The sequence below is a fragment of the Cysteiniphilum sp. GTC20157 genome (assembly GCF_055396795.1).
Genome location: NZ_AP044698.1, coordinates 2,126,479 through 2,152,150, shown reverse-complemented (window position 1 = coordinate 2,152,150; position 25,672 = coordinate 2,126,479). Strand labels below are relative to the sequence as shown.

Here is a 25,672-nt window from a genome sequence, read left to right as displayed (position 1 = left end):
AATCATCAGATCACAGCGCAACTGAGCGTTGGTGAACATAAGCAATGATTGTTTAATACAGGATGAGGTAATCGTTATATGTTGCAGGAAAGTACTCTACAAAAAATCATACAATTTTCATATCGTTATAAGAAAATCTTACAGACGCGTATTACGGCATTAAATGCCCTAAATATAGAAAGTTGTCTAATGTTTTTTGCCGATAGTGATGGAAAATTGTTAATGCTAGGAATGCAAGAGCAGTTTATAAAAGATATGGTCAGTGCTAAACCGGCACTTTTACCTGAGTTATTTAAACTCTCAAAAATTGAGTTTAGTAATGAATCATCAACATTAGCGCATTTGTTGAGTTTGAAGCAGCAATATATTTCTAATGTCAACAATGCTTTTTCTTATGTCGAACCCTATAATAATGGTATCTTGGTTTCGATTTTCTTTAGTACGGATATGAGCAATAGTCAACTCATGAGTGGCATTGATGAAATCAATACCTTTATTGATTGTGTGAAAAAAGAATTAACAACAACCGCATGTAACTATCTTGAGAAGATTGAACCCAATAGTGACATTGCCGCACATGTTGAAAGCTATTTTTCACGTGATCAAATAAAGCTGTTTCCCAAAGAATATATATCTAGCAAAGGTGTACGTATGTCACCAAAAGAAGCAGAATGTTTAACGCTTTATATGCATGGCGCCAGTTATCAGGAAATAGCAGATCGATTGTTTATTTCCAAACATACGGTGAGTAATCATCTAAAGATGATCAAAAGTAAGTTTAATATCAGTACGCCATTACAGCTAGTATATCTATTTAAACTTATCTCAGGTATTTATTCATCAAGCAATAAACTTATTTATGTTTAATCAAAGTAAGGTTCATTAAGACATGAGTGAAGCGATTAAAAGTATATTGCATAATCCAATTTGCCTGTTGATTTTAGGTCTGGGTGGTTTTTGGTTGCTTGTGCAAGCAATTCAAAAAGTGTATAAAAAATTCATTCAAAATTCGGTTAAGTTAAAGAAGCTTTGGCTTAGCCTAAAAAGTGTTTTTACCTCAAATAATGGCATTAAAAGTTTTAAACTATTTAAGCAGGATTTGCCATTTGCGTTAAGAAGAAAAATGAAGCTTTGCCAGTATTATTTGCATATTAATCTGGCAGAGAAAGAGAGTTTGGTAAAGCACACACAATTTGAACATTTTCGTCGTCAATTTTATTTGAAATATAAACCAGATGGTTTGGATAATTATTTTATTGATAATAAGTCATTTATCTATGAAATCGGTCAAGCGCGTCTTGATGAGGACGATAAATTAGAAGTGCTTTTGTTAAAGCGCTTATGGAAAAAGATCTTCCGTGGGCAGAGCCCTACAATTATCATTAGCTTCGATGTTGATAAACTTTTGCAACAAAGCAGAGATGATTTGCAGAATTTAGCGCAACTTATCAGAGCAAAAATTGATGTCATGCAAAAGATTAAAAAACGTCGTCTACCAGTTTGTATACAGTTATCACATACAAAGATGACTGAAGAAGCAAGCGCTTTATCGTTGGAGCTTCAAAATATATGCATGTATCAGACAAATGAAGGAGGGCAGCTACTGGAGGTATTTGCTGATAAACTGGTGGCATTAAAGAGTCGACTGATTAATGTTGAAGATAGTCATATCTTTATGAACCAGTTGGTGGTATTGGATGGTATTAGGCAATCTTTGGAAGTCATGCAGGTTATTGTTGATACCTTGCACTATGAAAATCAAGTCACATTGACACCAAAAATTCAGGCTTTGTTTTTGGCGCAAGCAGCACAAAGCACGCCAAATATCTTGACATTAACGTATAAGAAGATACGACAGCCTATTTCATTATTTCGATTGTCAGCTAGTATATTAAGTGCAGGACTCATTGGCTTTATGATATTGTACGCTTCCAAATTACAAAGCAGGCAAGTGGCTTTTGATAATACAGCCAATACGGTTGCGAATTTAGTGCAAAATAAGCAAATCTCATTAAATGATTTTGCTGACAAGATGCAAAAAATCACGCTAGATTATCAGCAAGATATTGTGAGTACGCCTATTGCAGATATTTATCCGCAGTTTATTTTAATGCATGGAATCAAGCAGAAAATTGCTAATAGCATATACCAAAGTAATATAAAACCATTGATTGAGCAATCAACGAGCGATGTTCAATTAGCTGCATTGCTATTGATTACACATGCAATCAAGCAGAATGAGCGTGATTTTATTGTGCATTATGCCAATGTTTTCGCAAGTTTAAGTCAGCTACCAGAAAAAACGATTCGCTTATATATTAAATATAATGATAGAGTTCCTACAGATGAATTTACAGGACAATCAATCGATGCGATTCCGTTGGATGATAGTGACAGTTATCAATCTGTTATGGTGGCAATCAATATTATGTTGCAGGATAGTGCGATTAAAATATCGGATATCAAACATTTTTATCGGACGATTTATGATAGCTTTGCATCTAAAATTATTCTTAAATCAGCGTTGTATCAATTTCTACCTATTATGCAGCCGCATTTATCACATAATGAGCTAAAATTTTTGCAGCAATTTATTGATAGATTGGGTTCACAGGAGCAAGAACAAGCACAAAATGCGACTTACCTAAGCTTGATTAAACTATTAGCCAATGAGCCGAGTTTCACGATGACTAAGGTTCGCGATTTTTCAGATCTGTTAAACGCTATAAGCACTATTATTGTAGAAGGGCAAAATAGCAATTTGCCTAAGGCTTATGGTAGTGATCAGTTTAGTTATGGCAATTGGCAGCAGATGATTGTGCGTGCAAAAATTAATACGCTTATTGACGAGTATACACATCACTCAGGTAATTTGTTTTTGTCTCAACATACAACTTCCAGTCAAGGATCAACATTATTGTCAGCAAATGGTCAGGTCGCTTCAAGTTTTACGGGTAATTATATACAAAATGTCGTTGTTCCAGATATCGAGGCCTATAAGCACTTAATTGCTAAGCTAAGTAAGGAGCATATTGATACCACTCAGTTGCAAAAAGTCTTTAATCAATCGATTGATCAGTATACGCAGCGATATATTGAAGCATACAATCAATTGATTACGCACTTTGACTATAATATAACAAGTGTTGCGGCTTTAAAAGTCGCTTTATATAACATGAAGCAACCCAGCTCGCCATTGTTGGCATTAATTACACAAATCAATAGTAATACAAACTTTGATAAAAGTATGCTGAAATATGGCTTTATAAAGCAAATTAGTCAAAGCTTTGCAAGCTACCATCAGCTGCAGAATTTCGATAGCTTATTATTGGGGATAAACACAAGCAAACAAAACAGTAATGCAGGATTGAGTGGATATATCAATATTATCTCAACACTGCGTAATCAACTGTTATATCAAGGTCTAGATAGTCACTTAGTCAGTAATGGTGGAATGTCTGCCTTGGCAAATCAAGCTTTGGCGATTTATTTAGACTCATCAAGCTCTTATATGCGTTTGACAAACAATGAGCTTGATAAAATCCACATGCCTGTAGCGCAGCGTAAGCCATTTGTTCAGATATTTTCAGTGGTATATACGTTAGGAATGCAGCAAGTCGCTCATTATTTTGATACAGTTTGGAATGAGAAGTTGGCGAATATGGTTAACACAATTGAAAATAGCTTCCCAATGCGTTTAACGGCTTCACAAACAATGTCTCCCAAAGTGTTAACTAGTTTGCTGTCACCTAAAGATGGGCAGTTTTGGGATTTATTTAAGCAAAAATTCGCGCAAGTCTTTGTCAAGAAAAATGGCATCTGGCAGATGAGAAAAGTACCTTATGCAGGTGACTTGAATTTGGCAAGCATTCTTCAAGATGTGCAGCAAATGCAATATATTAGCAATGCACTTTGGGATAGTAACGGCAAGCCAAAGCCGCTACAAATTATGCTTCAAGCAGAACCATTTTACCAAAAGAAATTATCAACCAGCTATATCAAGATGACTTACCTTTCATTAAACAATAATTCTGTTGTTGGCATAGATGCAAAACCGCTACAACAAGCCATTGAATATGATTGGTGGAAACCTGCTGAGGTGAGCATTGGCGTGGTATTAAACAACTCGACGAATCAAACGATCAGCAATAATGGTAACTGGGCGCTGTACCAATTGGTGAATCAATCAGTTACGGGTAATGATGGTCTGATGACTTGGTATATTCCAGTGAATGGACATAAAGTACCAGTAGCATTTAGCGCGCAAAATATGATTTTCCCATTATCATAAGGTAAGACAGACTATGGCGTGTGTGTTATCAAATAAAACTTTACATAATCTGCAGCAGCATGCAACAAAGTTTAGTTTAAGCTATTTGCTAGAGCAGCTGTTTATGCTCGGTTTTGATATTCAAAATATTGAATTTGAAAGTGTTGAAAGTAGCGCTTTTCATACACACACGATTGCTTACTTACATTATGTTGATGCTAAAATAATCATTGGTGTGAATTTAGGGTGGCTTGCAGCGCAGTCCAAGCTCAAAGATATTGGCTTTTCAGAGGACTTTTTGCAAAGTAAAACATTTGCGCAATATGCTAACCAATGGTTGAAACATATATTGATGTTATTGCATTTGGACTTAATGGTGGAGTCAAAGGATGCGTTTAACGCCATTACTGAAAATAATACTTTGGTACTAAACTCCTATGCTGAGATTCATTACCAGATAGCAAGCCTTTTCCCTGAATATTATTTTGATCTTAAGGTTAATCATGCGAATTCTTTAGTAAGACCAAAACAGATGATTTTAGGGCAAGCTAGATTATCTGAACAACATGGGCAGATAGGTCATGTGATTTTTGAAGCAAAAAACAAAATTCAAATCACCTTAAATATTGAGGAAGGTTTAAGTGAGTATGAGATCACGCGTGTTACCCAGCTTTTGCAGGCAAAATGGTGCGCGCACTATGGTAGTTTTTGGCATGGCTATCTTTTGCAATTACATATGAGATTATTGACAAATCAAGAGAGCACCTATTTATCAAATAGGTTGACGACTACGACAAAACTAAATGCAAGACAGCAGTTGCTTTTTGAGCAGGAACTATAAATCCGGAGATAATAACAAATGAGAAAGATACTACATAAAAGTAAATTATTGATTGTTGCATTTGCTGTGTTGTCATTAGGTGGTTGTGCAATGTTTAGCACTTCACCGACGCTAACACTTAAAATGCATCTAGATAACAATAGTAATAATAGTCAAATTTTGACCGTGTTAGCAGCACCCATGTCCGAGCAAAGCTTTATCAATACAGATTATGAGAAGGCATTAAGCTTGGTGGGCAAATCAAGCTCACATACCGTAACGCTCACACCGGATAACTTTGCTGATGGTGATTATGTGTATAAGGTGCCTGCAAATGAGCATCAAGGCATGGGTGTTTTTGTGTTCTATAGCAATGTGGCGAGCAATACGCAGTGGAAACAATATATTCCTGAAGCTTATGGCAAGAAGTATGAAGTGACAATAGGTAAAGATAGTCTATCGAATTTTAGCGCTTAGGAGGCAAAGAAGATGCAACAGGATTTTTTGATTTGGAAAGATATTAGTCAGTTGATTTTGAAGTCAGAGTCATATGGCAAGGAGGTTAATAATTTGGCAAATGTTGATATTGAAGAAACGATTGAGACAAGAGCCTTTTTTCGTAATGCATTACATCAGATAGTGCAAAAAGTAGAGCATCTACACAATGCAAAAATTGCTAAATATACCAGTTTTGGCATAGCGGTATGGTTAGATGAAATACTCTCTGGGATCTATGAGTATGCAGCACATCCTTGGCCGAGTTTACAAAAGGAGCTTTTTGAAACGACTGAAGGCGGGGTGAAGTTTTACGAATATGTCGATGATGTATTAGCAAACCCATTTTATCCTAAGTTTATCTATGAGTTGTATTACTGCATGCTAACAGGTGGATTTAAAGGCAAATACCCTGCGGAATCAGAGCGTTATGCAATTGCTAATTATATTAATAAGCTTAAGGAAATGTTGCAGTTTGAGCATGAGAAGCCATTATTAGAAAGCAATAACTTATCAACACCCTTGGTAACAAAAAGCAGGTATTTACGTGTGGCTAATAAAGTCAAGCAATGCTTTAGACAGCACTTGGGCTTGATCTTAGGCGGATGTGTTGCTTTAACGTATTTGTTATGCGGTGTGTTAGTCTATTTCTAAACTAGGGAGCCTTTATGCAAGATGTATTAGCACAGAAATTTATCCAACTTCAGTCTATATTGGAGAGTGATGTCAAGGATCTTAAAAGAGATGTTTTGCAGTATATCTATAATGCACGTCTTAGGTCGTTTAATACAAGAATTCCATATTTACAAAGTGCTATTCCATATAAACTGTTTACTGAGATTAAGCTCAAACCGTCACAAGTAAGTGCTGTGGATCTATTGTTGAGTGATCGCATTGAAGCATTAACCAAAGATGGTCAAAAATGCACACTGCACCCGATGTTTAATACTCAAATCTTGCCTTGTGAAATCACAAATCGCAGAAGTGATAATGACAAGTTATATTTGAGTCTAAACAACTTGGCTGGCTTTTTTTATCTTGAGCAAAACTATATTGATATTTGGTGTTTTGATGAGAATGAAATACTTGCTAGTAATTACTTTGACGGTCTTAAAGAAGCTGATTTTTTGCTAGAATTTACATTGCAAGGTGAGAAAAAAACCAAAAGAGCAGTCGTTGAGAAGCTTCATTATGCCTATATGCATCCACATGAGTATTTAAAAGATCAGTTAAGAGATAGACGATTTTATCAAGGGTTACGCTTGCAGTTTAATAACGACTTTTATGAAGAGGAAATTAAATCCATAGAGCTTGTCATCGATTGTAAAGGGAAAATGCTCGATGTTGAAGAAGGTATATCACTGATTAAGATTAACCATTTGCCATTGATAAACTATCATATTGATTACGCATTACCAATTCAGATCGATGGTTCAAAAGATAGTTATCCAATTATTTTAAACCATGAAAAAAATGATTTGTTGTTGCGGGAGCTTGAAGTTAGTTTGATTCAAGAGGCAAAAACTACACGTTTATATCCTCAAAGTAGCTGTGGTTATGGTGAGCCAAGTTATACTTTAGTGCCTGCTGAGAAATCAATGTATCAAAGATATACGCACATACAGTTTCATAATATCCCATTTGAGCCTGGGATGCAGGCTCAAATAAAGGCTGCATGGCATAGTGGTTATCGCCAGCTGGGTGATTTAGAGCATGTTAGTATTCCTTCAAAGCCTATTGAATCATTAAAGGTGACTTCTATCATGAGTTTGGAAGCCTCAGCACCAGTGGCTTTGAATTTTTATGCAATGCAATTGATTCAAAAGTTAAGTTATAAAAAGAATATTTTGTATAAAGATTTATTAGATTTAGTGACTCAAATTTTGCCATTGCATCATCAACAAGAAAAGTTAACACACTTGTTAGCATATTTGCAAAAGTTTGAAGATCAAATTGTTGATGTGGAAAATATTAAAGCGATGAATTTTTGTAAGGACAGCATGCTCAATTACTATCTAAATGCGATGTTTAAGGTATTAGTACAGTTTAAAAACAAGCTATAGAGAAAGAGGCCATTTTGGCTATTTTGTGGGAGCGCTAAATCTTATAAATTGCTTAATCATATATATAGCGCCCCTTTAAAACGTCTTATTTCATAGTGTATTACACCACCTAACTGAAATATTCGCGTATCTTGGATGTGCGGCAGTAGTAATCTTATAAACTATAGGAGAGTGAAATGAACGGAAATCCTTTTGGGTTAACGATTGATGTAACACCAAGTCCTGCGGTAGAGTGGGCAGAAACTCAGGCTGAGCTATATAATATATCTCATGTTCATGGAACTAATAGCAATGCGCTGACTGGGTTAGCTCAGTTTAAAACCATATTAACAATGTCACAGATTATGCACAACAGGGTGTTAGGTCGCCCTGGACAGTTAAGATCAGGAGAGCGTGGCAACACAATATTAGCTGCAAATATGGATGGGAATCAACCTATTGCCAATGGTATTAGTATGTACGAAATCGCAGATATAGAAAATTGCATTGACTATGCCAACATGAGGAATGCGGGTGATGCTAATTGCTATCCTATGATTTACGCCATTAAAAATCTTGATATTAGCAGGTTGCATAGAAGAGTAAGGGAACATCCACTCTCGATTGGCTGTTTGCGTATTGAGGATATTAGTTTTATTTGGGTGCCTGAAGATAAGGTGTATTTGGCGCATAGAACATTACGATGCTACGAAGAACGCTGTGGTATATCGGAGTATGCACAAAATGCTTTATCACCAAGAGTAAAGGCGGCTCCACCCTTTATCCTAAGATCTAGAAGGTAATAAGTTTATCAAAGCATTCTAGTTGGTAGTAATCGTTTAATTTTAAAGTCTGAACCTATTATGAATAATGAATTAACAATTTTATTAAGAATACGTCCTACTTTTTATCAGCAGGCGTTTAATAACAGTCGCTATTATTTAAACGCGGCCTGTTCGTATGCAAGTAGTTATTTTAAACCTTGTGATGAAGATCAAAGAGATCAAATGCTTTCAAATAGTTTGAGCAAAAACTATAAAGGGCTAAAAAATTTTATTACCGTAGATTTACACCCTAAAAACTTTGCATTTTATGAGGAACAATATTTTAGGGGGTGGTTGAATTATTATTACTATAGCAAAAAACTGGATCCATATACACGTATTAGAATACTTGTGCTAGGGCATGGTGCGCCAGATGAGAGCAAAATGCATTCAGATGTTGGTGGGGCAATCGATTGCCAACTAGTCGCTAATAGTATTTATCGTTGCTATAAGACATTCAAAAATAAAGCTGTTCAAGAAACAGTCGTAGAGGTAATTTCATGCTCGGCAGCATCAGGGCAGTCAGATTCTGTTCATGAAAGAATTTGTAAGACGTTGCAATCTAAAAAAGATTTTTATGGATCAGTTAGGTCTAGCCTGTTTGTATATACTTTAGACCATCAGGCCAGTCATGGTGCTGTGATTTCATTAACTGACGACGATGGAGTGACAGTTACACAACATATACTTTACTGCCCAATTCTACAAACGACTGAAGTTGAAGGCACGCAATGCAATCACGCTTATATAAAAAGGGACAATGAGGACTATAAAAGTTTTGGTTCACAGCAGAATGGCTTGGCTCATTGGCGAGAAATTAACACCGTTTTTAGCATACTTAAATCAGTATATACATCAGTGTATAATCTTGAATTAACTGAGGATACAAAAGATGAAGTTAAATATATTTATGAAGTATTTATTGAAATAGTGAAAGCATTTGAGCTTTTATTCGAGAAAAGTCGGTCACATATGCTAAATGAAGCATTTGCTAGTAGAAAACTTGTTTATGCAAGTCATTTAATTGAGCAGGCAATAAGTAAAAAACAAATACCATTGAATCCGAAAATATTAAAAGAATCTAACTTATTAATTTATATGTTGATGTCAAGGTTGCTTTTAAAAGATAAAAAATACCATCAAAGAATATCTAAATATCATGAATACGATGGTGATTTTAAAGATGTATTAATCAGTGCTTTAGAGAATATTTCTAAAGCATCAAAGTTACTGGGACAACACAGAATTTATAACATTTGCCGAAAACATTGCCTAAGTGTTAAAAGTCAGATGGTTTAATCTTCAAAAGAAATACAACTAATCTATCAATGCTGTATGTGTAATTTTATCATCTGTTGCAAGATTTGATACGGTTGCAGTTTATTAGTGACTTTATTGAAAAGGAGCGTGAAATTGAAACGATGTTTAATTTGTGGTGTGGAAATCATGTATGGAGAACTCTGTCCTCAACATCAAAAAAGAGAACCTGAGGCAACTCAGCCACAGATGTCAAGCTTGCAGTATATGAGAAGCCTACGATGTAATACAGCGCAGGTTGATAGGAGCATTTGTCAGGCGCCTGCTGCTAACATGTCAAGCTTGCAATATATTAGAAATCTAAGTGAGCATAGAGATAATACTTCTCGCAGTGTCGATTTTGGTGTTACATCATCTGTAGCAGCAAGAGAGAGTAGTCATGCCGTGAATTCTCGGCAATCAGCTGGTAGCGAGCATGATCAAGGGCAAAGGTTGATACTGATGCAAAGAAGGCGTAATGATCAACCTCAGCATGGATCGATTGTTGAACAAATCGTTAGAGATGATAGAGCTAGCCTAGCCCATCTTGTAGATCCAGATTATCGCCAGCAAACAATTCAATACTTGAGAGAGATCAGAGATAAGTTGAGAAGCTTAAAGCCTTTAAATCAATCATGGCGCATGATATTTAAAACAGAGAGAGCTCAAGGTATTGGTTCATATTATTTCTATTCTAATGATGGAATGTTAATTCGTTGGCGTAGTGTTAACGCTGAAGGATTTAGATTGGCTGATGACAGGCGTACGTTGACTCAAGATAGAGAATCGATTACTCACGATGCGCTCATACAGTTCTTAGCACCTGAAGATGTGCGAGATCCAGAGTTACCAGGGCTATTTAAAGAATGGGTTGAGCTTAGATATAACAAAGGCACTCCTTTGCCAATGATACTTAAATGCAGAAAGTATCAAGAGCATTATCATCAAGCACTTGAGGATGGTATTTTCAAAGAATATCCAGAGATTGGTTATCATCCACATGACATGCTGCGTGAGATTGGCTTGACACAAGGATTACCACATATAGGAGACCGTATAGTATTTGTGTTTAACTGTGATATTTTAAGGCATTATCCATTATATTTGGCTTAAAAGTGACTGCTCACAAAACACTTTACGGTGATTCTTCTAAAAATGATTGGCTAGGCTTATTAAATATTTTATAAGCTTTAGCGATGCAGATACCTAGGGTTGATTTCAGGCAATCCTCCAGATGTTATAGGGTGGTGGTGGGGTGCTGTGCCATACCTAGTTGAGGTTGCCGATCTGGGTCGATATTGTGAGTTATCTACCACGCGATCAAAGTCTAAAGGCACAGCAAACTCAAGTAGGCTGTTGTCTGTGAGACTGAGTAGTTGGACATAGTTACCTCTTACCTTTTTATCTTCCATTCCACGATTTAAAAATGCACGTAATCTAGCCTCTCCTGAGCAGACTAATTTTTGACCTTCCGCTGTTTGATAATCTATATTGGCACATCTGACAAATGGGGTTCTTAAGATTTTATAATTAAGATTGTTGATATCTGTGCAATGCCTGTTTTGTATGACTTCTGCTGTTGCATAATTTGGAATATGCATTTTAGCCATACTGATTGCCCAGTTATGAAGCCCTTTAAAATAAACATTCCAAAGACGAGCTATCCTCTCGGGCTCTGAAGCTATTTTATCGTGTGGACGTTTCTCAATGTTTTGCACCCTAATTTTATATACTCCATCGAAACATCTTACCGCTACGCCATAACTGCCGGCTCCTAGAATCATTGGTATAAAACCTTTATTGATAGATTTATCAATTTTTTCCAATAAAAATTTTACTAATGCTTGCTCATTATCATCTGTACCGTAATTTCTCTCAATGAATGTGCTAATATCATCAACATACATTGCTTCTTCAATTAAGTTCTCAATATCTGATTTATCCATATTCTTTACCTCGGTCGTTAAAACTTATATCTAAAACATCGCAAAATAATCTGCGATGAGTCTATTGTTTTAGAGGTTATGCCATAGTTATATAGCCAAGTTGGCTATTTTGCCAAAAGGAGTAAAATGAATATGTTAACATTGCCAAAAATGCTGAATTTCTTCAATCAATCTATTACTACGTAATCATAATGATCTAAACCTTAAGCGTTTAGCTAAAGTATTTTTAGCATTAGGCCAATATGGCTATGTTTACATTGAAAACGATGAATTAATATTGATCACATAAAGGTCGCTAGTTAGTGATTTTATAATAAGTGTCAAACAAATTGGAGAAACGATATGGCAGTAGTTGATGAAATTCCTAAATCACGTATCACCCTTAAATATCCAGTAGAAATCAATGGTAAAAAGGTAAAAAAAGAATTGCCATTTAGGATGTTAGTTATGGGTGATTTTTCGTTGGGGAAATCAAAAGATCGTCAAGTAGATTTTGATGCCAGAGAAGTGCGTCAACTTGATGGTAAAAATTTAGATAAAACAATTAAAGATATGGGGATCACACTAAATCTTAATGTCGAAAATAAAGTGGACCCTTCCAATGAAGGCTCTATTGATGTCAATATTCCCATTGAAAATATCAAATCATTCAACCCTACGAGTGTTGCTCAATCAGTACCAAAGATTAAAGCACTTAATTTAATGAAAACATTACTGATTGAATTGCAGGCAATGTCAGATAATAACAAGGCATTTCGTCGTAAACTCAATGATATTTTAAAGGCACATGACAGTGCCAACGAACTTAAGTCTAATCTAAATGCACTTGAAAATTACACCTTACCAAAGGCCGTGGTAACGAATGTGATTGAAGGTGAAATTGATAGTGCTGCTAAGGAGTAACTAATGACAGTAGAGAATACACAAGCTTTAAGTGCTATTGAAGCTTTACTTAGTTCCGCAAGTTTAAATACAACAGCCGTTTCACAAACTCCAATGGTTGCCGATGCATTTTCTAATGTAGAGGAAAACTGCAGTGAGGAAAATCGCCTGCTTGCCAGTTTGGCAGCACTTATGGCAAATGCCGAGGTAGAGGATTTTAGCGCGGGCTTTAATAAATCAATTGCACAGCGAATTATCGATCGCATTGATAATGTCATCAATGATCAAGTCAATGAAATCATGCATCAGCCAGAGTTCAAACATATTGAATCTCAATTTACCTCCTTAGCAGACTTGGTGAAAGATACTAATTTTCAGGCCAATATTCGAATTGACTTTTTAGATGCGTCTAAAGATGAGCTTGCTGAGGATTTTGAATGCAATAGTGTTGATATTGCAGGGGCATCGTTATTCAAAAAGGTTTATATTGCAGAGTATGATCAATATGGTGGTGAGCCATATGGCTCGATCGTTGGGCTGTATGAGTTTGATCGTTCAAATGAAGATTTAGATTGGTTATCAACCATGGGTAAAATCTCAGTTGCATCACATGCGCCATTTGTGTCAGCGGTTAAGCCTCAATTTTTTGGCTGTGATTCTGTTGAAGAGTTATCACAAATTAAAGACCTTGAAGGGTTAATGAATCACCCTAAATTTGGGAATTGGAATAAGTTTAGAAAAACGGAGCAGGCAACTTATGTTGGTTTGACACTGCCGCGCTATGTCTTAAGACTGCCTTATGATCCTGAGATTAATCCAGCAAACAAAGGTTTAAAAGGCTTTAAAGAAGATATTAATCCACTTAACGATCATGATTATTTATGGGGCTCAAGCGCCATATTATTCGCTAAGAATTTAACTAAGTCTTTTGAACGTTCTGGTTGGTGTCAGCACATTCGTGGTCCAAAAGCCGGAGGCATGGTTGAAAATCTCGCTACACATACGTTTGATATTCGCGGTAAGGAAGAAGCAAAGCCACCGGTTGAATTTGTGATTCCAGATTATCGTGAATTTGAGTTTGCTAAATGTGGTTTCATTCCTTTGGTATATAACAAGGGAACAACAGAAGCTTGTTTCTTTAGTGCGCAATCAGCGAAATATGTCGAAACCTTTGAAGATCCAAAAGATTCAGAAAACGCGCAGATGATTTCAAATTTGTCGTACACTTATTCAATTACACGTATTGCGCATTATGTTAAGTCTGTGATGCGTGACAATATTGGTTCAACAGCAGATGGTGCTTATATCCAGAATCAACTATCAAAGTGGCTCAACGATTATGTAACTGCAGTAACTGATCCAGATGATGTCACACTGCAGAGGTTCCCTTTTAAAACCGCCAATATTGAGGTGAACTCTGTTGATGGAAAAATTGGTTGGTATAACTGCAAAATTAGTGTGCTACCTCATCTTCAATTTGAAGGTATGGATGCTGAGTTAAAGCTAGACTCTCGATTAGCTTAAAACAATAACAATAATGTTAAAAATATAAAAGCAACAACAAAAGGAGTATCTATAAATGAATAGTACAGCAATTAATAAAACGTTTGATCCATATGTTTTATTAGACCAAGGCAATGCTCTGCAACATGACGAGTATGCTGTCATTACTGAGCTGAAAATCAATGGGACTGAGCTGCCAAAGGGAGTTAAATATAAGCAGCCAACTGATGATGGTGTGAGCGATGCAGAAGCCGTTGCTATTATCGATACATTTAACTTAGGCGAGCGCTCGTCAAGCCCATTATCGATCAGATTTATGTATCCAGCAGCACACCACACAGCACTTGTGACAACGATGCAAAGCTTCAAAGCTGATAATCAATTAATTGAATTGAAGTTTGAAATTCATAAATTTGCAGGTAAAGATGGAACCGGTGAAGGACAGTGGGTTGTCTATGCAAAAAATGAAGAAGTGATTACAACCCGTTTGGACAGTTTTGGTGGTAAGCCTGCTGCTGAATATAATAAAGACTCTTTAGATGCGCATGAGAAATTTGGTATATGGACATTAACTTTCCTACCTCCATCTTTAAAGGCTACTAATCCGAATATTACGATTGACTTAGGACAAGGGCAAAAAACGGCGCGTGCTTGGGGTATCGCTTCAAACGCAGCATAAATTCAATGTTTTCAATACTGGGAGTTTCGTATGCATCAAGTCAATTGGAAAAATGGTCAATTACTTTTGCCTCAGCATTTTAATATGATGGGTGATCATCATGTTGCGCTTATTGCACAACGCTCAAAATTACAAGGTGAAGCTTTTTATGGTTTTGCTGATTTAGTGATTGACCGTGACTTATGCGCAATGGGTGTTATCCGCTTTAAAGCGCTTAAAGCAATTGATGTTTGTGGTCAGTATTATGAGTTACATAATAATCTCAGTATTGAAGAATGCCTGCTAGATGAGTTATTAAAGACGTCAAATAAAGAAGCTTATTTACATGTTTTCTTGGCAAAACCTAAAGAGATATCAGTCGTCGATCAACAAATTGAGATTAAAAGCTACAAGGCAGTTTTATCTACTATCCCCACTATGGATGGAAGTATTAGTAGCTTCCCCTTTTGTAAAATTTCAATGCTGCCATCTGGTAAATGTGAGCTTAATGCCTTACCAAAAACGCCGATTTTAAGTTTTTATAGCAATTTATTTTGGGAAAGCTATAAGGATCAGGTTAAAAGCATTGTTTTGTCCATTGAAGCGCGAATTAAGAATGACTTACTAAATCATATTTCAGCCAGTAAATATGTAATGGCGCAGACTGTTTTAATGCATAGTTATCGCATTGACAATTGCATGATGACCATGGAGCAAGGTGGTCGATCATCACCGGATTACTTGTTTCAACAGTTATATGATTTTTACCTTTGTTTTTGCAATTATATTGATGATGAGCCTATTACTGAGCTGACATATCAGCATACTAAATGCTGTAAGAGTCTAGATGACCTTATAGAGCATTTAGGTTTTATTGCCAAATATGAAGTGAAAGAAGCTTCATTGTTAGCCTTTAACAAAGGTGTACGTTATATAGAGCTTAAGGAAATTCCAGAGATTATTTTAGGCTCAAATCGAGTTTACTTACTTATTCAAGAGTTAACCAAAGATTTTAATATTAATGATATCAAGATTGCTAGTAGTGAGCGCTTGCCTGTGGTGCATCAAAAGGCATTGCCTGGCTTGCAATTAACCCATGAAAAAGAGACATTATTTTCACATATTTTTGATGCCAATACCCAAATCTATAAAGTGGAGGCAGGTCGAGAGTGGGATAACGTGATTCATTATGGCAATATGGCGATGACAACGACCCCTCAGCTTGAAAATGCCAAGATTTTTTTATATTCACCAGATTATAAGGTCGAAAGGAGCGCACTATGAGTGAATATATTGATTTTAATGAGATACTAGTTAATGAGGATGTGTTATCACAAGTTGATCTATCTGAGATCATTGATTGGTGTCAAAAAGGTGAGTATAAAAAATGTATGGAGTTGTCAGCTTCAAAGTTAACCGAAGGCTATTTTGATATTCGCTTAGTGTGCTATTATCTTTTTGGACTTTGTTGTAAAAACTTCAATGAACATGCGATATATGCTTTTGATAGTTTACATTTTATCTTGCTTGAGCGTTATCAAGCGCTTCAACCACATAAATTTAAATCACGTCAGATTGAAAGTGCTTTAGCATGGTTTATCAATGGTGTGTTGGATAATTTAAGTTATCAAGAAAGTCATAAATCGCGCCTAGGTATTGCAGAAGATGTTGTCAATGCTTTTAATTTACTTGTAGAGTGTATGATGCAATTAGCCCCCAATTTGCAGGACGCCTACAAAAAATTGCAACATTTTCTGCAACAACGACTCGCTAAAACTGATCAGGGGGAGTCATGCCAGCATGATGATGAACATAAAGATTCGCCAACCATGGCAGAAGATCGTAAAGCACTCGGCAGACAAGTTGATGCGATTGCACTCAAAGAAGCATCGCCAAAATGGTTTGATTTGTTAGCGAAGCTTGAAACATTTAATTTATTAAAAGCACAAGGTGATACGATTGCTACAGCAGCCATGTATCATCACCTATATAAAGAGCTATCACAGTTTAATCCGTTACAGTATTTCCCAAGTGTTTTTATTGGTTTCTATCAACAAAGTTTTGACCCTAAGTTTCAAGCGTTGGTTAATCATATGAATGATAATCTTAATTCGTTGCAGTGGAGTATTCTTGAGAATATTATTCATTCGGATCATCGTTTATTATTAGAGCAAGGGCAGGCATTAAATAATGATTTTAACATAACGGATAAAACAACTTTTAACGCCCTAATTGCAAATAAAGTAATACCGACGATACAAGAGCCAGTAAATACACCTTATGTTTATGATGAGCATCAATCAAAGGAGCAGTTTGAAGGACGAGAATCTCTTTATAGCAATGAATTTATAACTCAAAATTAGAGGTGTCTATGATAACGATTGAGCCAGTTGACTGCCAGAAGTCAATGTGCCCTAATGCACAAACTTGTCAAGGTAATTGCCATAACCAACAGGTTAAAGCATTAGCAAATGCTTGGCAATATGCCCTAATTGGGGCATATGCTGCTACTGATTATCAATCACCGACTCAAGATGCTCTGGCGTCCGATTCAGATACATCATTTAAGAAAAATGCCACAGATTATGACAATATGCTAAAGGCGTCTATGTCGAATCAAACTAGCACATATCAATCAAATATTGACCAGCTAGCTAATGTCGATGCTTTAAAGCAAGGGGCTAGTGATCAGCAAGCGCAGTTATATGCATTCAAAGATAATGCTAACTTGAGTGAGCCTGCTATTCCTGATCTAAGTAGCGCAGGATCACCTGCGCAAATACAGATGATGATGGCAAGTAGCAATCTCAATGCACTCAATAACTACAAAGGCGCCATTGAGAATTGTCCAGATGATATGCTCGCTGAGCAATTAAATGCACAAAATAATATGGGTTTAAATCAAGAGGCACTTGTACAGCAATATAATAGCGCATTACAGCAAAGTATTGCAGGGCATGCGCAAGCGTCGCGTTTCCCACAGGCAAATCAATTTATGTTGTTGCAACAAAGCTATACATCAGCAGTTAGTAGCTTGATGCCCTTTGCACGTAGTCACTCTGCATTAAATGCAAATATTGGTGATTTTCAACAACGTATGAATGATACCTCTAACGCGTTGATGCAGTTGTATGCGATGCATAATAGTGCTCAGTCAAGTCAAGCAGATATAAATGCTCAGATGACAAAGGTGCAAATGGCGATAGCAAATACACAAGCAAGCTTTAGTCAACTCAATGCGACCTGTCAAAATAATAATTTATACCAACAGTCATTGCAAACGGAAGCAGGTATCTATCGTGCGCATATTGAAGCCACTCAAGTTAACTATCAGCTTTCGCAGGTCAAGCAAGAATCATCTAGCGCAACCACCATAGCAAATGACGACGATTTGCAGCAGCGAATAAGCTATATATCGACGCAAACGCAACACATAAGTCGTCAATATTGGGCGGCACAGTCAGCAGATGCTGCAACGCAATATCAACCGCTAGCAACACTAAACAATCAACTTCAGCAACATCAATTATCAGAAGATAGCGTCAACCAACAGATGATAAAAGCATTAAACAATGCGCAAAGTGCAGCTGATATTATTAATGGTGCCAAAGGTTGCAAAGACTTTGCCAATCGATCAGGAAAATATGCGCAAGCTTTAGACCATTTAAATACTTCTCTAACACAATTAAATATACATGCCGCGACTATAAGCAATGGTTATCAGCAAAAATTAAATGATCAGTTGATTGAGACAAATGAGCACATGAATGGTTTGCACAATGCGCACGCGCATCAGATTGCCTCATTGAGTAGTTGCATTAATAACAATAAATCACTGTCGCAAGCACAAGATCATTATGCACAGTCATTAGGTCAATTTAATCAATTGCAAAGTCAAATGAAGTCACAAGCAATAACAGCTCTTAATGGCTCGCCACAAAACGGTGAGAAAAGGTTAGCACAAATACAAGAATTACAAGACAAAGCGATGTCTGCATATGCAAAGGCTCAAGCTGACTATGCCAAGCTTAAGGCAGCATATTTAGAAAAGCTTGCTGAGATTCAAGCTGCAGCACAGAAAATGCAAAGTATATTAAATAGTAAGCTAAATGCAGCTAATGCGATGACACAAAATCTATCTAATCAAGTGTCGCAAACTTTCTGTAATGTCAATCCAATGGCTTCACTCAGTCAATCAGCGCCTATTAATGAGATAGCAACGTTACAACCAAGCACATTCAAGAAACTCAATCAGCTCAACACAGAGTTAATAAAAGCACAACAGAATATGAGTGGGCTTACAAGTCAAAGTCGTTCGGCACAGTTGACACAAAATCTGGCAGTAATCAGTCAATCACAAGCACAAGTAGCTGAGGTACTTAACGATATGCAGCAGCAAGTTAATAAGCAGATTGCAACGACAAAGCCTAAGCTATGCCCCTTACTATCAACAGGTGTTGATGTGATGCAGTCCAAGGCAGATAATATCAAACAAAGCCTCATCCAAGCTCGCATGAATTTTCCAAGTTGCCCACATGCAACAGATCAAATAAATGATGCCTATCAACAAGTTAATCAGTTAAATTCAACATTCCAACAGGCACTAAACCCTTCACAAGATCAAGTTGCATTACCACAAAACCTACTTCAGCTACGTGATAATGCACTTAGTATGCAGGCAAATGGCAATAACCTATTAGCCAATGGTCAGGCTGCTGTGAATACCAGTATCACACTTGATCAACCGATCGCCTTAAATACACAAGCTATGGCAAATTTCCCTGCAATGCCAAATGAACAAAGTCTATTAGCATCAATGCAATTGCCACCCTTACCAGATATTAATAGTTTATTACCAAATAATGTCGTTATTCCACCACTAACGGATATGCTTAATCAGCTAACTGCGGCATTAGGCTGTGTAATGAGTGCATTTGCAACACCTAGTGGTAGTGGAGATAAAATGGTCGCAGTATCGTCAGGTGCTGAGATTCGTTGTATGATGGGAGCGGCTCCTTTGCCATTAACAGTGCTTCCTTTTGGTGTGAATCTATCTCCTGGGAAGCCGGCAACTTTGCCAATTAATATGATTCCTTTCTTAAATGTAAAACCATTTTCACCATGTACAAATCCAGCAAATCCACTAGTGATTGCTTCTTTGGGGGCGCCATCGGCTTGTATGCCATTGACAGTGCCATGGTTTCCTTTAGCAACGATGACGCAAGGTTTAAGCATGCCTTTAGTGCGTCAAAATAGTCAATTGCACTGTGCCTTTACCGCAATGAGTGGCATGGTTACAGTGGTTAACCCAGGGCAAGATGCCATCGAAGTGGCTTAAGGTGAAAAAGTGGCAAAATTAAATACAGCAGATATTACCCTTGCTGCGAATACGCCAAGCATTGCATTGACAACCCAGCTTAAGAATAGTGAGGATCAATATCAATATTGTCTTGATGCAAAAGCAAAGCTATCTAACGAATCAGTACCAGAAGGTACGATTCAGAAAAAAAGCAAACAAATCACACTAACTGCCGATGAAACGCTCACCGCTCAAGTGAAAAACACAACATTAAAGCTAAGTGGTGATGAAGCGTTTATTGAAATAGGTAGTGCGAAATTTGATATCAAAGACGGTGAGATTTCAATCTGTGTCGGCAGCTCTAAATTAACGATTTCAGACAGTGGGATTACGATTAAGGCAGAAAATATTGAGCAGGATGGGCAAAGTATTAGCATGAAGGGGAGTTCGATTAGCGGCAAAGCACCACAGGTTAATTTTGGTTCATAACTATACTCCATTAAGTAAGACTAGAGGATAATATTAATTATGTATGATCATGAATTATATCAGCTTAAGACATTATTACGTTCATCTTTAATTCCACACAGTGATGGAGTTACACATGGTGCTGAGTATACTCGGGAAGTGATGAAAACGATAGATTTCTTACTTGATAAGAGCCTTGCTGTTAATTTACAGTCAATTGAAAATGAAATGGCAGCAATGCACACACGCTATACAGAAGCGATGGGGCGTGGTAAAGGTGTATTGAGAAATGAGCCTTATTTTCATGTGGTTAGATCTCATCTTGATAGAATGCAACAACGTGATGTGATTACCTGTGCTGAAAAAAAACACTATCAAACATTACCAGGAGTGCAGATATTCCATCATATTTGGGTTGGAGGCTACCTTGATGAAACAAGACTGAAATCGGCAGTTTGTGCTGATATTGCTTGTGCAAAAAAGCTTGGGTGGTATCGCCAAGCACCCATTAAAATTTGCCTATGGGTTGATAAAGGGGAATCTAGTTATAATTCATTGAACTTCATTCAATCTCTTATCGGTGCAAACCAAGGTTATATTGAATTTGAAGTGAAAAAAATTGATTATTTAGCCATTTTGCCTCGTTCTCTTTATTCCATTTATGATGAGCTAGAACGAAGACATGCATATGCATATTTAACTGATTTGCTTCGCTTTTTTATTTTGCAAGCTTATGGTGGTTTTTATATGGATTTCTCATTCCACATAAGCGATCAACGTGATCCAACCATCATTAAAATGACTGCTGATACCTTTAGGTGTGCTGCTTATGCCGGGCAAAGTATAAGTTTAGGTGGGTTAGCAAATACCGGTGATGATATGTTTTCAAATGCTCGCATGTCGCAAGTTGGCGATGCGGGTGCTGATAATCTAATGTTTGGCAGAGTGCAAAATTTAGATAGCCATGTGATGTATGCAGGTCGAGCAAATCATCCTATTGTTGTAAAAATTTGTGAGCTTTTAAATAAGATCTTTATTGGTGTGAAATCAACGTCGGGTTCTAGTCATTTCTCTCGATGGTTCGATGCAAAAAGAGCTGTAGCCGTTAAAGAAGGACTTGGTTCTATTGTCCATCCTCAGGATAATAATCGATCTATACTAGGGACAATTACCAATGTTTTTCCTATGCAGTTTGCATTATATCTTTGTGGTGGGCTATCACTGGATCAAAATTATGCTTCTATGCGATCACAAATGTCCTTTCTTGAGATTAGATCTGAGCATCAATTTGTTTGCGATGAGTCAAAAGGAGGATACTTTAAAGGGCTGGGGGTTTGCAGAAGCTCAGGTACCGATAGTTGGCGTAAAGCAACTATCCATGACTTGACCGAGCACAGAAGGTCTCGTTCTGCACCACCAAGAAGATTCAAAAGATAAAGTGATACTGCCAGGCCATATTGGCTATGGTTTTTCCCCTTAAGAAAGATATATTGAATTTAGGATAGATTAATAAATCGGTTTAAACAAATGGCACCTTTTGATACTCAATTACTGCAAATTCAATTGATTCCATTGGATAAAAGCAATAAACCACAACCAGATAAAATACTTGAGATCAACGGCTCTTTTATTCATCAATTTTCATTAGATTTGCAAGTAGGTGGCTTTAATGGAGAGTTGATGTTTATTCCTTTGGAGTATGATAAAACGCTGCTTAATACAGTCAAAGATTTGATGAGTAAAGAGGCGGTTAAGATAAATATATTGATTCAGCAAAAATTAAATGTTGATAGCCAAAGCAATCAAGTAGAACAGCTTATTTTAAGCGGTTATTTAACAGAGTATGAACCGTTAACCATGGAGTATTTGGATTTTAATAGTCAAATAGATGCCAAAACTAAAAAACCTGTGATTACATCTATGCGTCAGCGCATAACACTAAAGTTTACTGATCCATTGCAGTATTGGTTAAAGCAATCAAGTAAACGCATGGGATTTAAGGATAAAAGTTATAGTGATGTCATCACCGATATCATGTCACCATTTAAAGCATTTTGCACCTTGACAGTAGATGGGAAGCTCGCAAATTACCAAACAAAAAGGCGAGTTATTATCCCTTGTGTGCATGGAAAGGATATAAGCCATTATGAATATCTAGCATTTATTGTTGCGCATTATGGTGGTGTGTTAGCCCTTGATTATCAGGCGATGCAGGAGAAAAAACCAAGTGTGGTGCTATCGGAAAAATCCGATGGTAGTGTGATTAGTTGGCCTACAATAGAGGTGCCAAAATATCAAATAAAAGCAATCGCAGCAGATGGAGAATCTCAATCTAAGGTAAGTCTGGTTTTTAGTGATTGGCAGCAGTTGGTTAATATTAATCTTGAAAATATCACAAAGTCACAAACAGCAGATCAGATGATCAATACGTTTCCTGACCTGGTGAAAAGTTATCCTGAGAGTGCTGAAGACAAGCCAATATGCATTGCAAATAGGCGTATATCATATGCAGTTGAAGATGATGCTAAAAAACAAGCAAGCCAGCAATTAAAGTTTGAGAGTGCTCAAAAATCACCATTGCAACGATTAATGATGCAGTTTGATGTGTTACCAAGCTTTACGGGTCGAATATTTCCACTTGACCACATGGATTTGAATTTACCATTAGCTGATGGTGAGAGCTTAAATTTATTTGGTGATAAATTTGCTCAAATGTATTCATTTAAATTGATGATGAGTCTTCATCAAGCAAACAATGAGGGTGTGTGCCTTGGCAAGATGAAAGCCACAGATCTTAAAAGATATTATTCAGCAACACATAGGATTGTTTCAGAATATGTGTTTGTTGATCCTAAGGAGCAAAACCTTGCATTTACGCCCAAAGTGAGAGATATGCCATTAATAACGACCGAGGGCGTTATTGTCGGCAGCTCAGATGCAAATCAACAGCAAAGTAACAAATCAGCACAATATTTATATGTAGTTGATAAAAATAAAAACCCAGCAATTGACGGTGTGACCTTAGATCAATTAGCAAAAGATGAGCTATGTTATTGGGTTAAATTACCTGAGTTTAACAATCTACTGATACAGGTTCCCGTTAGTGGCTATATCACACATGCTCAATATCATTTGCCATTGAAAGTAGGTACAAGAGTGATGCTTGAGTGTCACCCTGAATGTGTGATGCTTGATGGTATTATTGCAACGAAAATTATAAAGCCCATTGAGGCATCAACTCAGCTTGAGTCTTTGTTTTGGGGTGCCGATCAGGAAATGTCGCTCCAAGCAAGTAGTGATAAGACGGGTAAAAATCAAAAGCTCAATATGGGGATAGATTTAGGTGAGAATAATGACAAATCAAACTATAGCATTGAATTTGACGCACAAGCCAATACCACTAAGATTAGTGCAACAAGTGCAGGCGAGTCAGAGAATTAAGATATTTTATTGTTTTTTTAGTGGGTAATAATCCGGTATCCATTGTGCGCTGTTGACGAGTTTATCGACATCAGTTTCTTTGGCTTTGATGCTTGATAAGCCTTCTTTAATCGCTTGTTTAGCAACGGCGATAGCTACCGCCTTACTAACAATAGTTGCATCATGAATAGGTGGCAACACGGGATTGTCAACGGATTGATGCAGTGGTGAGAAGCTCGCTAGTGTTTGGCTGGCAACACGAATCATGCCATCAGACATCTTAGTTGCTTTAACAGCAATGGCACCTAGTCCAAGTCCTGGGAAGATAAAGGCATTGTTGCCTTGAGATATCTGGTAAGTCTTTCCTTGATAAATAACAGGTTCAAATGGACTGCCTGCGGCAATAATAGCTTTGGCATTGGTCCAGTTGATAAGATCTTCAGGTGTTGCTTCACAGTGTGAGTTTGGATTGGATAATGGCATGATAATTGGGCGTTCAATATTTTGTGCCATGGTGGTGACAATCGGTTTGTTAAAAGCCCCTTTAACCGTTGAGCATCCGATTAAAATCGTGGCTCTAGCATTTTGCACGACTTCAAGCAGTGAAATGTTTTGAGGATTGTTGATATTCCAGTTTTTAAGTTGCTTTCTTGATTTGGCATAGGGCTTTTGAAAGTCTGGTAAATCTGGCATATCATCAATAACCAGACCGAATCGATCAATAATATAAAAGCGATCCAAAGCCTGTTTTCTTGTCATGCCACTGGCAATAAATGCATCAAGAATCTGATCCATAATGCCGCAGCCTGCGGTGCCGGCACCAAACATGACCACTTTATGATCCGTGAATTTAGTTTGGGTGGCTTTGATGGCTGAAATCACATTAGCAGTAGCAACAATGCCTGTGCCTTGCATATCATCATTAAATGTACAAAGTTGATCGCGATAAGTCTCTAAAATCGCTCGGGCATGATTCCGACCGAAATCCTCCCAGTGCAAATAGACATTGGGAAAGTGGCTTTTAACACTGCTGACAAATTTCTCGATAAATTGATCATACTTTTTGCCGCTAATACGTGGATGGCGCGCACCAAGATACATCGGATCATCCAGTAGCTTTTGGTTGTTAGTGCCAACATCAAGTTGTACAGGGAGAACATTGGCAGGGTTAATACCGGCACAAATAATATAAACCATCAGTTTGCCAATGCTAATATCCATGCCACCAATGCCCCAATCGCCAATACCAAGTACAGCCTCGCCATCGGTAACGATAATAAAATCAATCTGTTGCTTTTTGGCAATATTACCAAGGATCTTATCTATTTGTTTTTGCTCATCATAGGCAAGGTAAACACCAGCAGGACGCCTGAATTCGCTAGAGTATTGCTCAACAGCATCGCCAACCGTTGGTGTATATACAATTGGCAGTACTTCATCAATATGCTGCGAGCAAAATTTATAAAAGAGTGTCGTGTTGCTATCATGCAGGGTGTTTAGGAAAATATTTTTTTGAATATTGTCATTTTTTTCCTGAAACTGACGATAGACGCGCATCAGTTGTGAGGATAGGCTTTCAACTTGAATTGGCAGTTTGCCGTGTAAATCAAATGCATCACGCTCTTCCTTACTAAAGGCGGTGCCTTTGTTTAACAGTGGGTTATCCATGAGTGCATGCGCGGACAGTGATGTTTGAATCTCTTGTGTTTGCCCATCTTTATTGGTGATAACTTTAAACATATAAGCTCC

The 25,672-nt window shown here is 37.1% G+C and carries 20 protein-coding genes; 18 read left to right on the top strand and 2 right to left on the bottom strand.

Translation table 11 applies throughout. The features are described from left to right. Positions 1–78 precede the first annotated feature (78 nt). The 9 genes from ACZ5V8_RS09720 (at position 79) to ACZ5V8_RS09680 (ending at position 10,860) form a co-directional block, all read left to right on the top strand. Positions 79–867 (top strand): helix-turn-helix transcriptional regulator, encoded by a 789-nt coding sequence (locus ACZ5V8_RS09720; RefSeq protein WP_440617668.1) that lies wholly within the window; start codon positions 79–81, stop codon positions 865–867. A 22-nt stretch (positions 868–889) separates the two neighbouring features. Further along, positions 890–4,291: a hypothetical protein gene (locus ACZ5V8_RS09715; protein ID WP_464217628.1), complete on the top strand. Its 3,402-nt coding sequence runs from the start codon at positions 890–892 to the stop codon at positions 4,289–4,291. A 13-nt stretch (positions 4,292–4,304) separates the two neighbouring features. Next, positions 4,305–5,111 carry a hypothetical protein gene (locus ACZ5V8_RS09710; RefSeq protein WP_464217627.1) on the top strand — a complete coding sequence of 269 codons (807 nt, stop codon included), beginning with the start codon at positions 4,305–4,307 and terminating at the stop codon, positions 5,109–5,111. Positions 5,112–5,129: 18 nt separating this feature from the next. Beyond that, positions 5,130–5,567: a hypothetical protein gene (locus ACZ5V8_RS09705; RefSeq protein WP_464217626.1), complete on the top strand. Its 438-nt coding sequence runs from the start codon at positions 5,130–5,132 to the stop codon at positions 5,565–5,567. A 12-nt stretch (positions 5,568–5,579) separates the two neighbouring features. Then, positions 5,580–6,239, top strand: a complete 660-nt coding sequence (locus ACZ5V8_RS09700; protein WP_440617672.1) for a DotU family type IV/VI secretion system protein — start codon at positions 5,580–5,582, stop codon at positions 6,237–6,239. Positions 6,240–6,253: 14 nt separating this feature from the next. Continuing rightward, positions 6,254–7,648, top strand: a complete 1,395-nt coding sequence (iglH, locus tag ACZ5V8_RS09695) for a type VI secretion system baseplate subunit TssF/IglH (RefSeq protein WP_464217625.1) — start codon at positions 6,254–6,256, stop codon at positions 7,646–7,648. A 176-nt stretch (positions 7,649–7,824) separates the two neighbouring features. Then, positions 7,825–8,430 (top strand): hypothetical protein, encoded by a 606-nt coding sequence (locus ACZ5V8_RS09690; protein ID WP_440617674.1) that lies wholly within the window; start codon positions 7,825–7,827, stop codon positions 8,428–8,430. Between the two features lie 60 nt (positions 8,431–8,490). Then, positions 8,491–9,750 (top strand): hypothetical protein, encoded by a 1,260-nt coding sequence (locus ACZ5V8_RS09685; RefSeq protein ID WP_440651899.1) that lies wholly within the window; start codon positions 8,491–8,493, stop codon positions 9,748–9,750. Positions 9,751–9,975: 225 nt separating this feature from the next. Then, complete coding sequence (locus tag ACZ5V8_RS09680; protein WP_464217624.1) at positions 9,976–10,860, top strand: hypothetical protein; 885 nt, start codon at positions 9,976–9,978, stop codon at positions 10,858–10,860. A 77-nt stretch (positions 10,861–10,937) separates the two neighbouring features. On the opposite strand, the gene ACZ5V8_RS09675 is transcribed toward ACZ5V8_RS09680, so the two are convergent. After that, positions 10,938–11,693, bottom strand: a complete 756-nt coding sequence (locus tag ACZ5V8_RS09675; protein WP_440615332.1) for a hypothetical protein — start codon at positions 11,691–11,693, stop codon at positions 10,938–10,940. Positions 11,694–12,035: 342 nt separating this feature from the next. Here ACZ5V8_RS09675 and tssB point away from each other — a divergent pair, with 342 nt between their 5' ends. The 9 genes from tssB to ACZ5V8_RS09630 all read left to right on the top strand — a co-directional run bounded on the left by tssB (position 12,036) and on the right by ACZ5V8_RS09630 (position 23,944). Further along, the gene (tssB, locus tag ACZ5V8_RS09670; protein WP_440615333.1) at positions 12,036–12,596 is read left to right on the top strand and encodes a type VI secretion system contractile sheath small subunit; all 561 of its coding nucleotides are present in this window, start codon (positions 12,036–12,038) and stop codon (positions 12,594–12,596) included. Between the two features lie 3 nt (positions 12,597–12,599). After that, positions 12,600–14,099 carry a type VI secretion system contractile sheath large subunit gene (gene tssC, locus ACZ5V8_RS09665; protein ID WP_440615334.1) on the top strand — a complete coding sequence of 500 codons (1,500 nt, stop codon included), beginning with the start codon at positions 12,600–12,602 and terminating at the stop codon, positions 14,097–14,099. A gap of 55 nt (positions 14,100–14,154) precedes the next feature. Then, positions 14,155–14,757, top strand: a complete 603-nt coding sequence (locus ACZ5V8_RS09660; RefSeq protein WP_440615335.1) for a hypothetical protein — start codon at positions 14,155–14,157, stop codon at positions 14,755–14,757. A 30-nt stretch (positions 14,758–14,787) separates the two neighbouring features. Next, positions 14,788–16,020: a type VI secretion system baseplate subunit TssK gene (gene tssK, locus ACZ5V8_RS09655; protein ID WP_464217623.1), complete on the top strand. Its 1,233-nt coding sequence runs from the start codon at positions 14,788–14,790 to the stop codon at positions 16,018–16,020. Beyond that, positions 16,017–17,099, top strand: a complete 1,083-nt coding sequence (locus tag ACZ5V8_RS09650) for a type VI secretion system protein IglI family protein (protein ID WP_464217622.1) — start codon at positions 16,017–16,019, stop codon at positions 17,097–17,099. Before tssK ends, ACZ5V8_RS09650 begins: the two co-directional genes overlap by 4 nt. 8 nt (positions 17,100–17,107) lie before the next feature. Beyond that, complete coding sequence (locus ACZ5V8_RS09645; protein WP_464217621.1) at positions 17,108–20,074, top strand: hypothetical protein; 2,967 nt, start codon at positions 17,108–17,110, stop codon at positions 20,072–20,074. A 9-nt stretch (positions 20,075–20,083) separates the two neighbouring features. Next, positions 20,084–20,524 (top strand): hypothetical protein, encoded by a 441-nt coding sequence (locus tag ACZ5V8_RS09640; RefSeq protein WP_464217620.1) that lies wholly within the window; start codon positions 20,084–20,086, stop codon positions 20,522–20,524. 39 nt (positions 20,525–20,563) lie between these two features. Beyond that, positions 20,564–21,940: a glycosyltransferase gene (locus tag ACZ5V8_RS09635; protein WP_464217619.1), complete on the top strand. Its 1,377-nt coding sequence runs from the start codon at positions 20,564–20,566 to the stop codon at positions 21,938–21,940. A 90-nt stretch (positions 21,941–22,030) separates the two neighbouring features. Then, a complete protein-coding gene (locus ACZ5V8_RS09630; RefSeq protein WP_464217618.1) occupies positions 22,031–23,944 on the top strand; it encodes a hypothetical protein in 1,914 nt (637 codons plus the stop codon). A gap of 6 nt (positions 23,945–23,950) precedes the next feature. Here ACZ5V8_RS09630 and ACZ5V8_RS09625 read toward each other — a convergent pair whose 3' ends face one another. Then, on the bottom strand, positions 23,951–25,663 hold the full coding sequence (locus ACZ5V8_RS09625; protein WP_440615342.1) for an NAD-dependent malic enzyme: 1,713 nt from the start codon (positions 25,661–25,663) through the stop codon (positions 23,951–23,953). Positions 25,664–25,672: the final 9 nt, after the last annotated feature.

Excerpts from the sequence above, each read along its gene's own strand:
- ACZ5V8_RS09680 (WP_464217624.1), top strand. The coding sequence starts at position 9,976 with ATGAGAAGCCTACGATGTAATACAGCGCAGGTTGATAGGAGCATTTGT.
- ACZ5V8_RS09630 (WP_464217618.1), top strand. The coding sequence starts at position 22,031 with ATGGCACCTTTTGATACTCAATTACTGCAAATTCAATTGATTCCATTG.
- ACZ5V8_RS09660 (WP_440615335.1), top strand. The coding sequence starts at position 14,155 with ATGAATAGTACAGCAATTAATAAAACGTTTGATCCATATGTTTTATTA.
- ACZ5V8_RS09645 (WP_464217621.1), top strand. The coding sequence starts at position 17,108 with ATGATAACGATTGAGCCAGTTGACTGCCAGAAGTCAATGTGCCCTAAT.
- ACZ5V8_RS09625 (WP_440615342.1), bottom strand. The coding sequence starts at position 25,663 with ATGTTTAAAGTTATCACCAATAAAGATGGGCAAACACAAGAGATTCAA.
- ACZ5V8_RS09635 (WP_464217619.1), top strand. The coding sequence starts at position 20,564 with ATGTATGATCATGAATTATATCAGCTTAAGACATTATTACGTTCATCT.
- ACZ5V8_RS09675 (WP_440615332.1), bottom strand. The coding sequence starts at position 11,693 with ATGGATAAATCAGATATTGAGAACTTAATTGAAGAAGCAATGTATGTT.
- ACZ5V8_RS09710 (WP_464217627.1), top strand. The coding sequence starts at position 4,305 with ATGGCGTGTGTGTTATCAAATAAAACTTTACATAATCTGCAGCAGCAT.
- tssC (WP_440615334.1), top strand. The coding sequence starts at position 12,600 with ATGACAGTAGAGAATACACAAGCTTTAAGTGCTATTGAAGCTTTACTT.
- ACZ5V8_RS09690 (WP_440617674.1), top strand. The coding sequence starts at position 7,825 with ATGAACGGAAATCCTTTTGGGTTAACGATTGATGTAACACCAAGTCCT.
- tssK (WP_464217623.1), top strand. The coding sequence starts at position 14,788 with ATGCATCAAGTCAATTGGAAAAATGGTCAATTACTTTTGCCTCAGCAT.
- ACZ5V8_RS09700 (WP_440617672.1), top strand. The coding sequence starts at position 5,580 with ATGCAACAGGATTTTTTGATTTGGAAAGATATTAGTCAGTTGATTTTG.
- ACZ5V8_RS09685 (WP_440651899.1), top strand. The coding sequence starts at position 8,491 with ATGAATAATGAATTAACAATTTTATTAAGAATACGTCCTACTTTTTAT.
- ACZ5V8_RS09715 (WP_464217628.1), top strand. The coding sequence starts at position 890 with ATGAGTGAAGCGATTAAAAGTATATTGCATAATCCAATTTGCCTGTTG.
- ACZ5V8_RS09705 (WP_464217626.1), top strand. The coding sequence starts at position 5,130 with ATGAGAAAGATACTACATAAAAGTAAATTATTGATTGTTGCATTTGCT.
- ACZ5V8_RS09720 (WP_440617668.1), top strand. The coding sequence starts at position 79 with ATGTTGCAGGAAAGTACTCTACAAAAAATCATACAATTTTCATATCGT.
- ACZ5V8_RS09650 (WP_464217622.1), top strand. The coding sequence starts at position 16,017 with ATGAGTGAATATATTGATTTTAATGAGATACTAGTTAATGAGGATGTG.
- iglH (WP_464217625.1), top strand. The coding sequence starts at position 6,254 with ATGCAAGATGTATTAGCACAGAAATTTATCCAACTTCAGTCTATATTG.
- tssB (WP_440615333.1), top strand. The coding sequence starts at position 12,036 with ATGGCAGTAGTTGATGAAATTCCTAAATCACGTATCACCCTTAAATAT.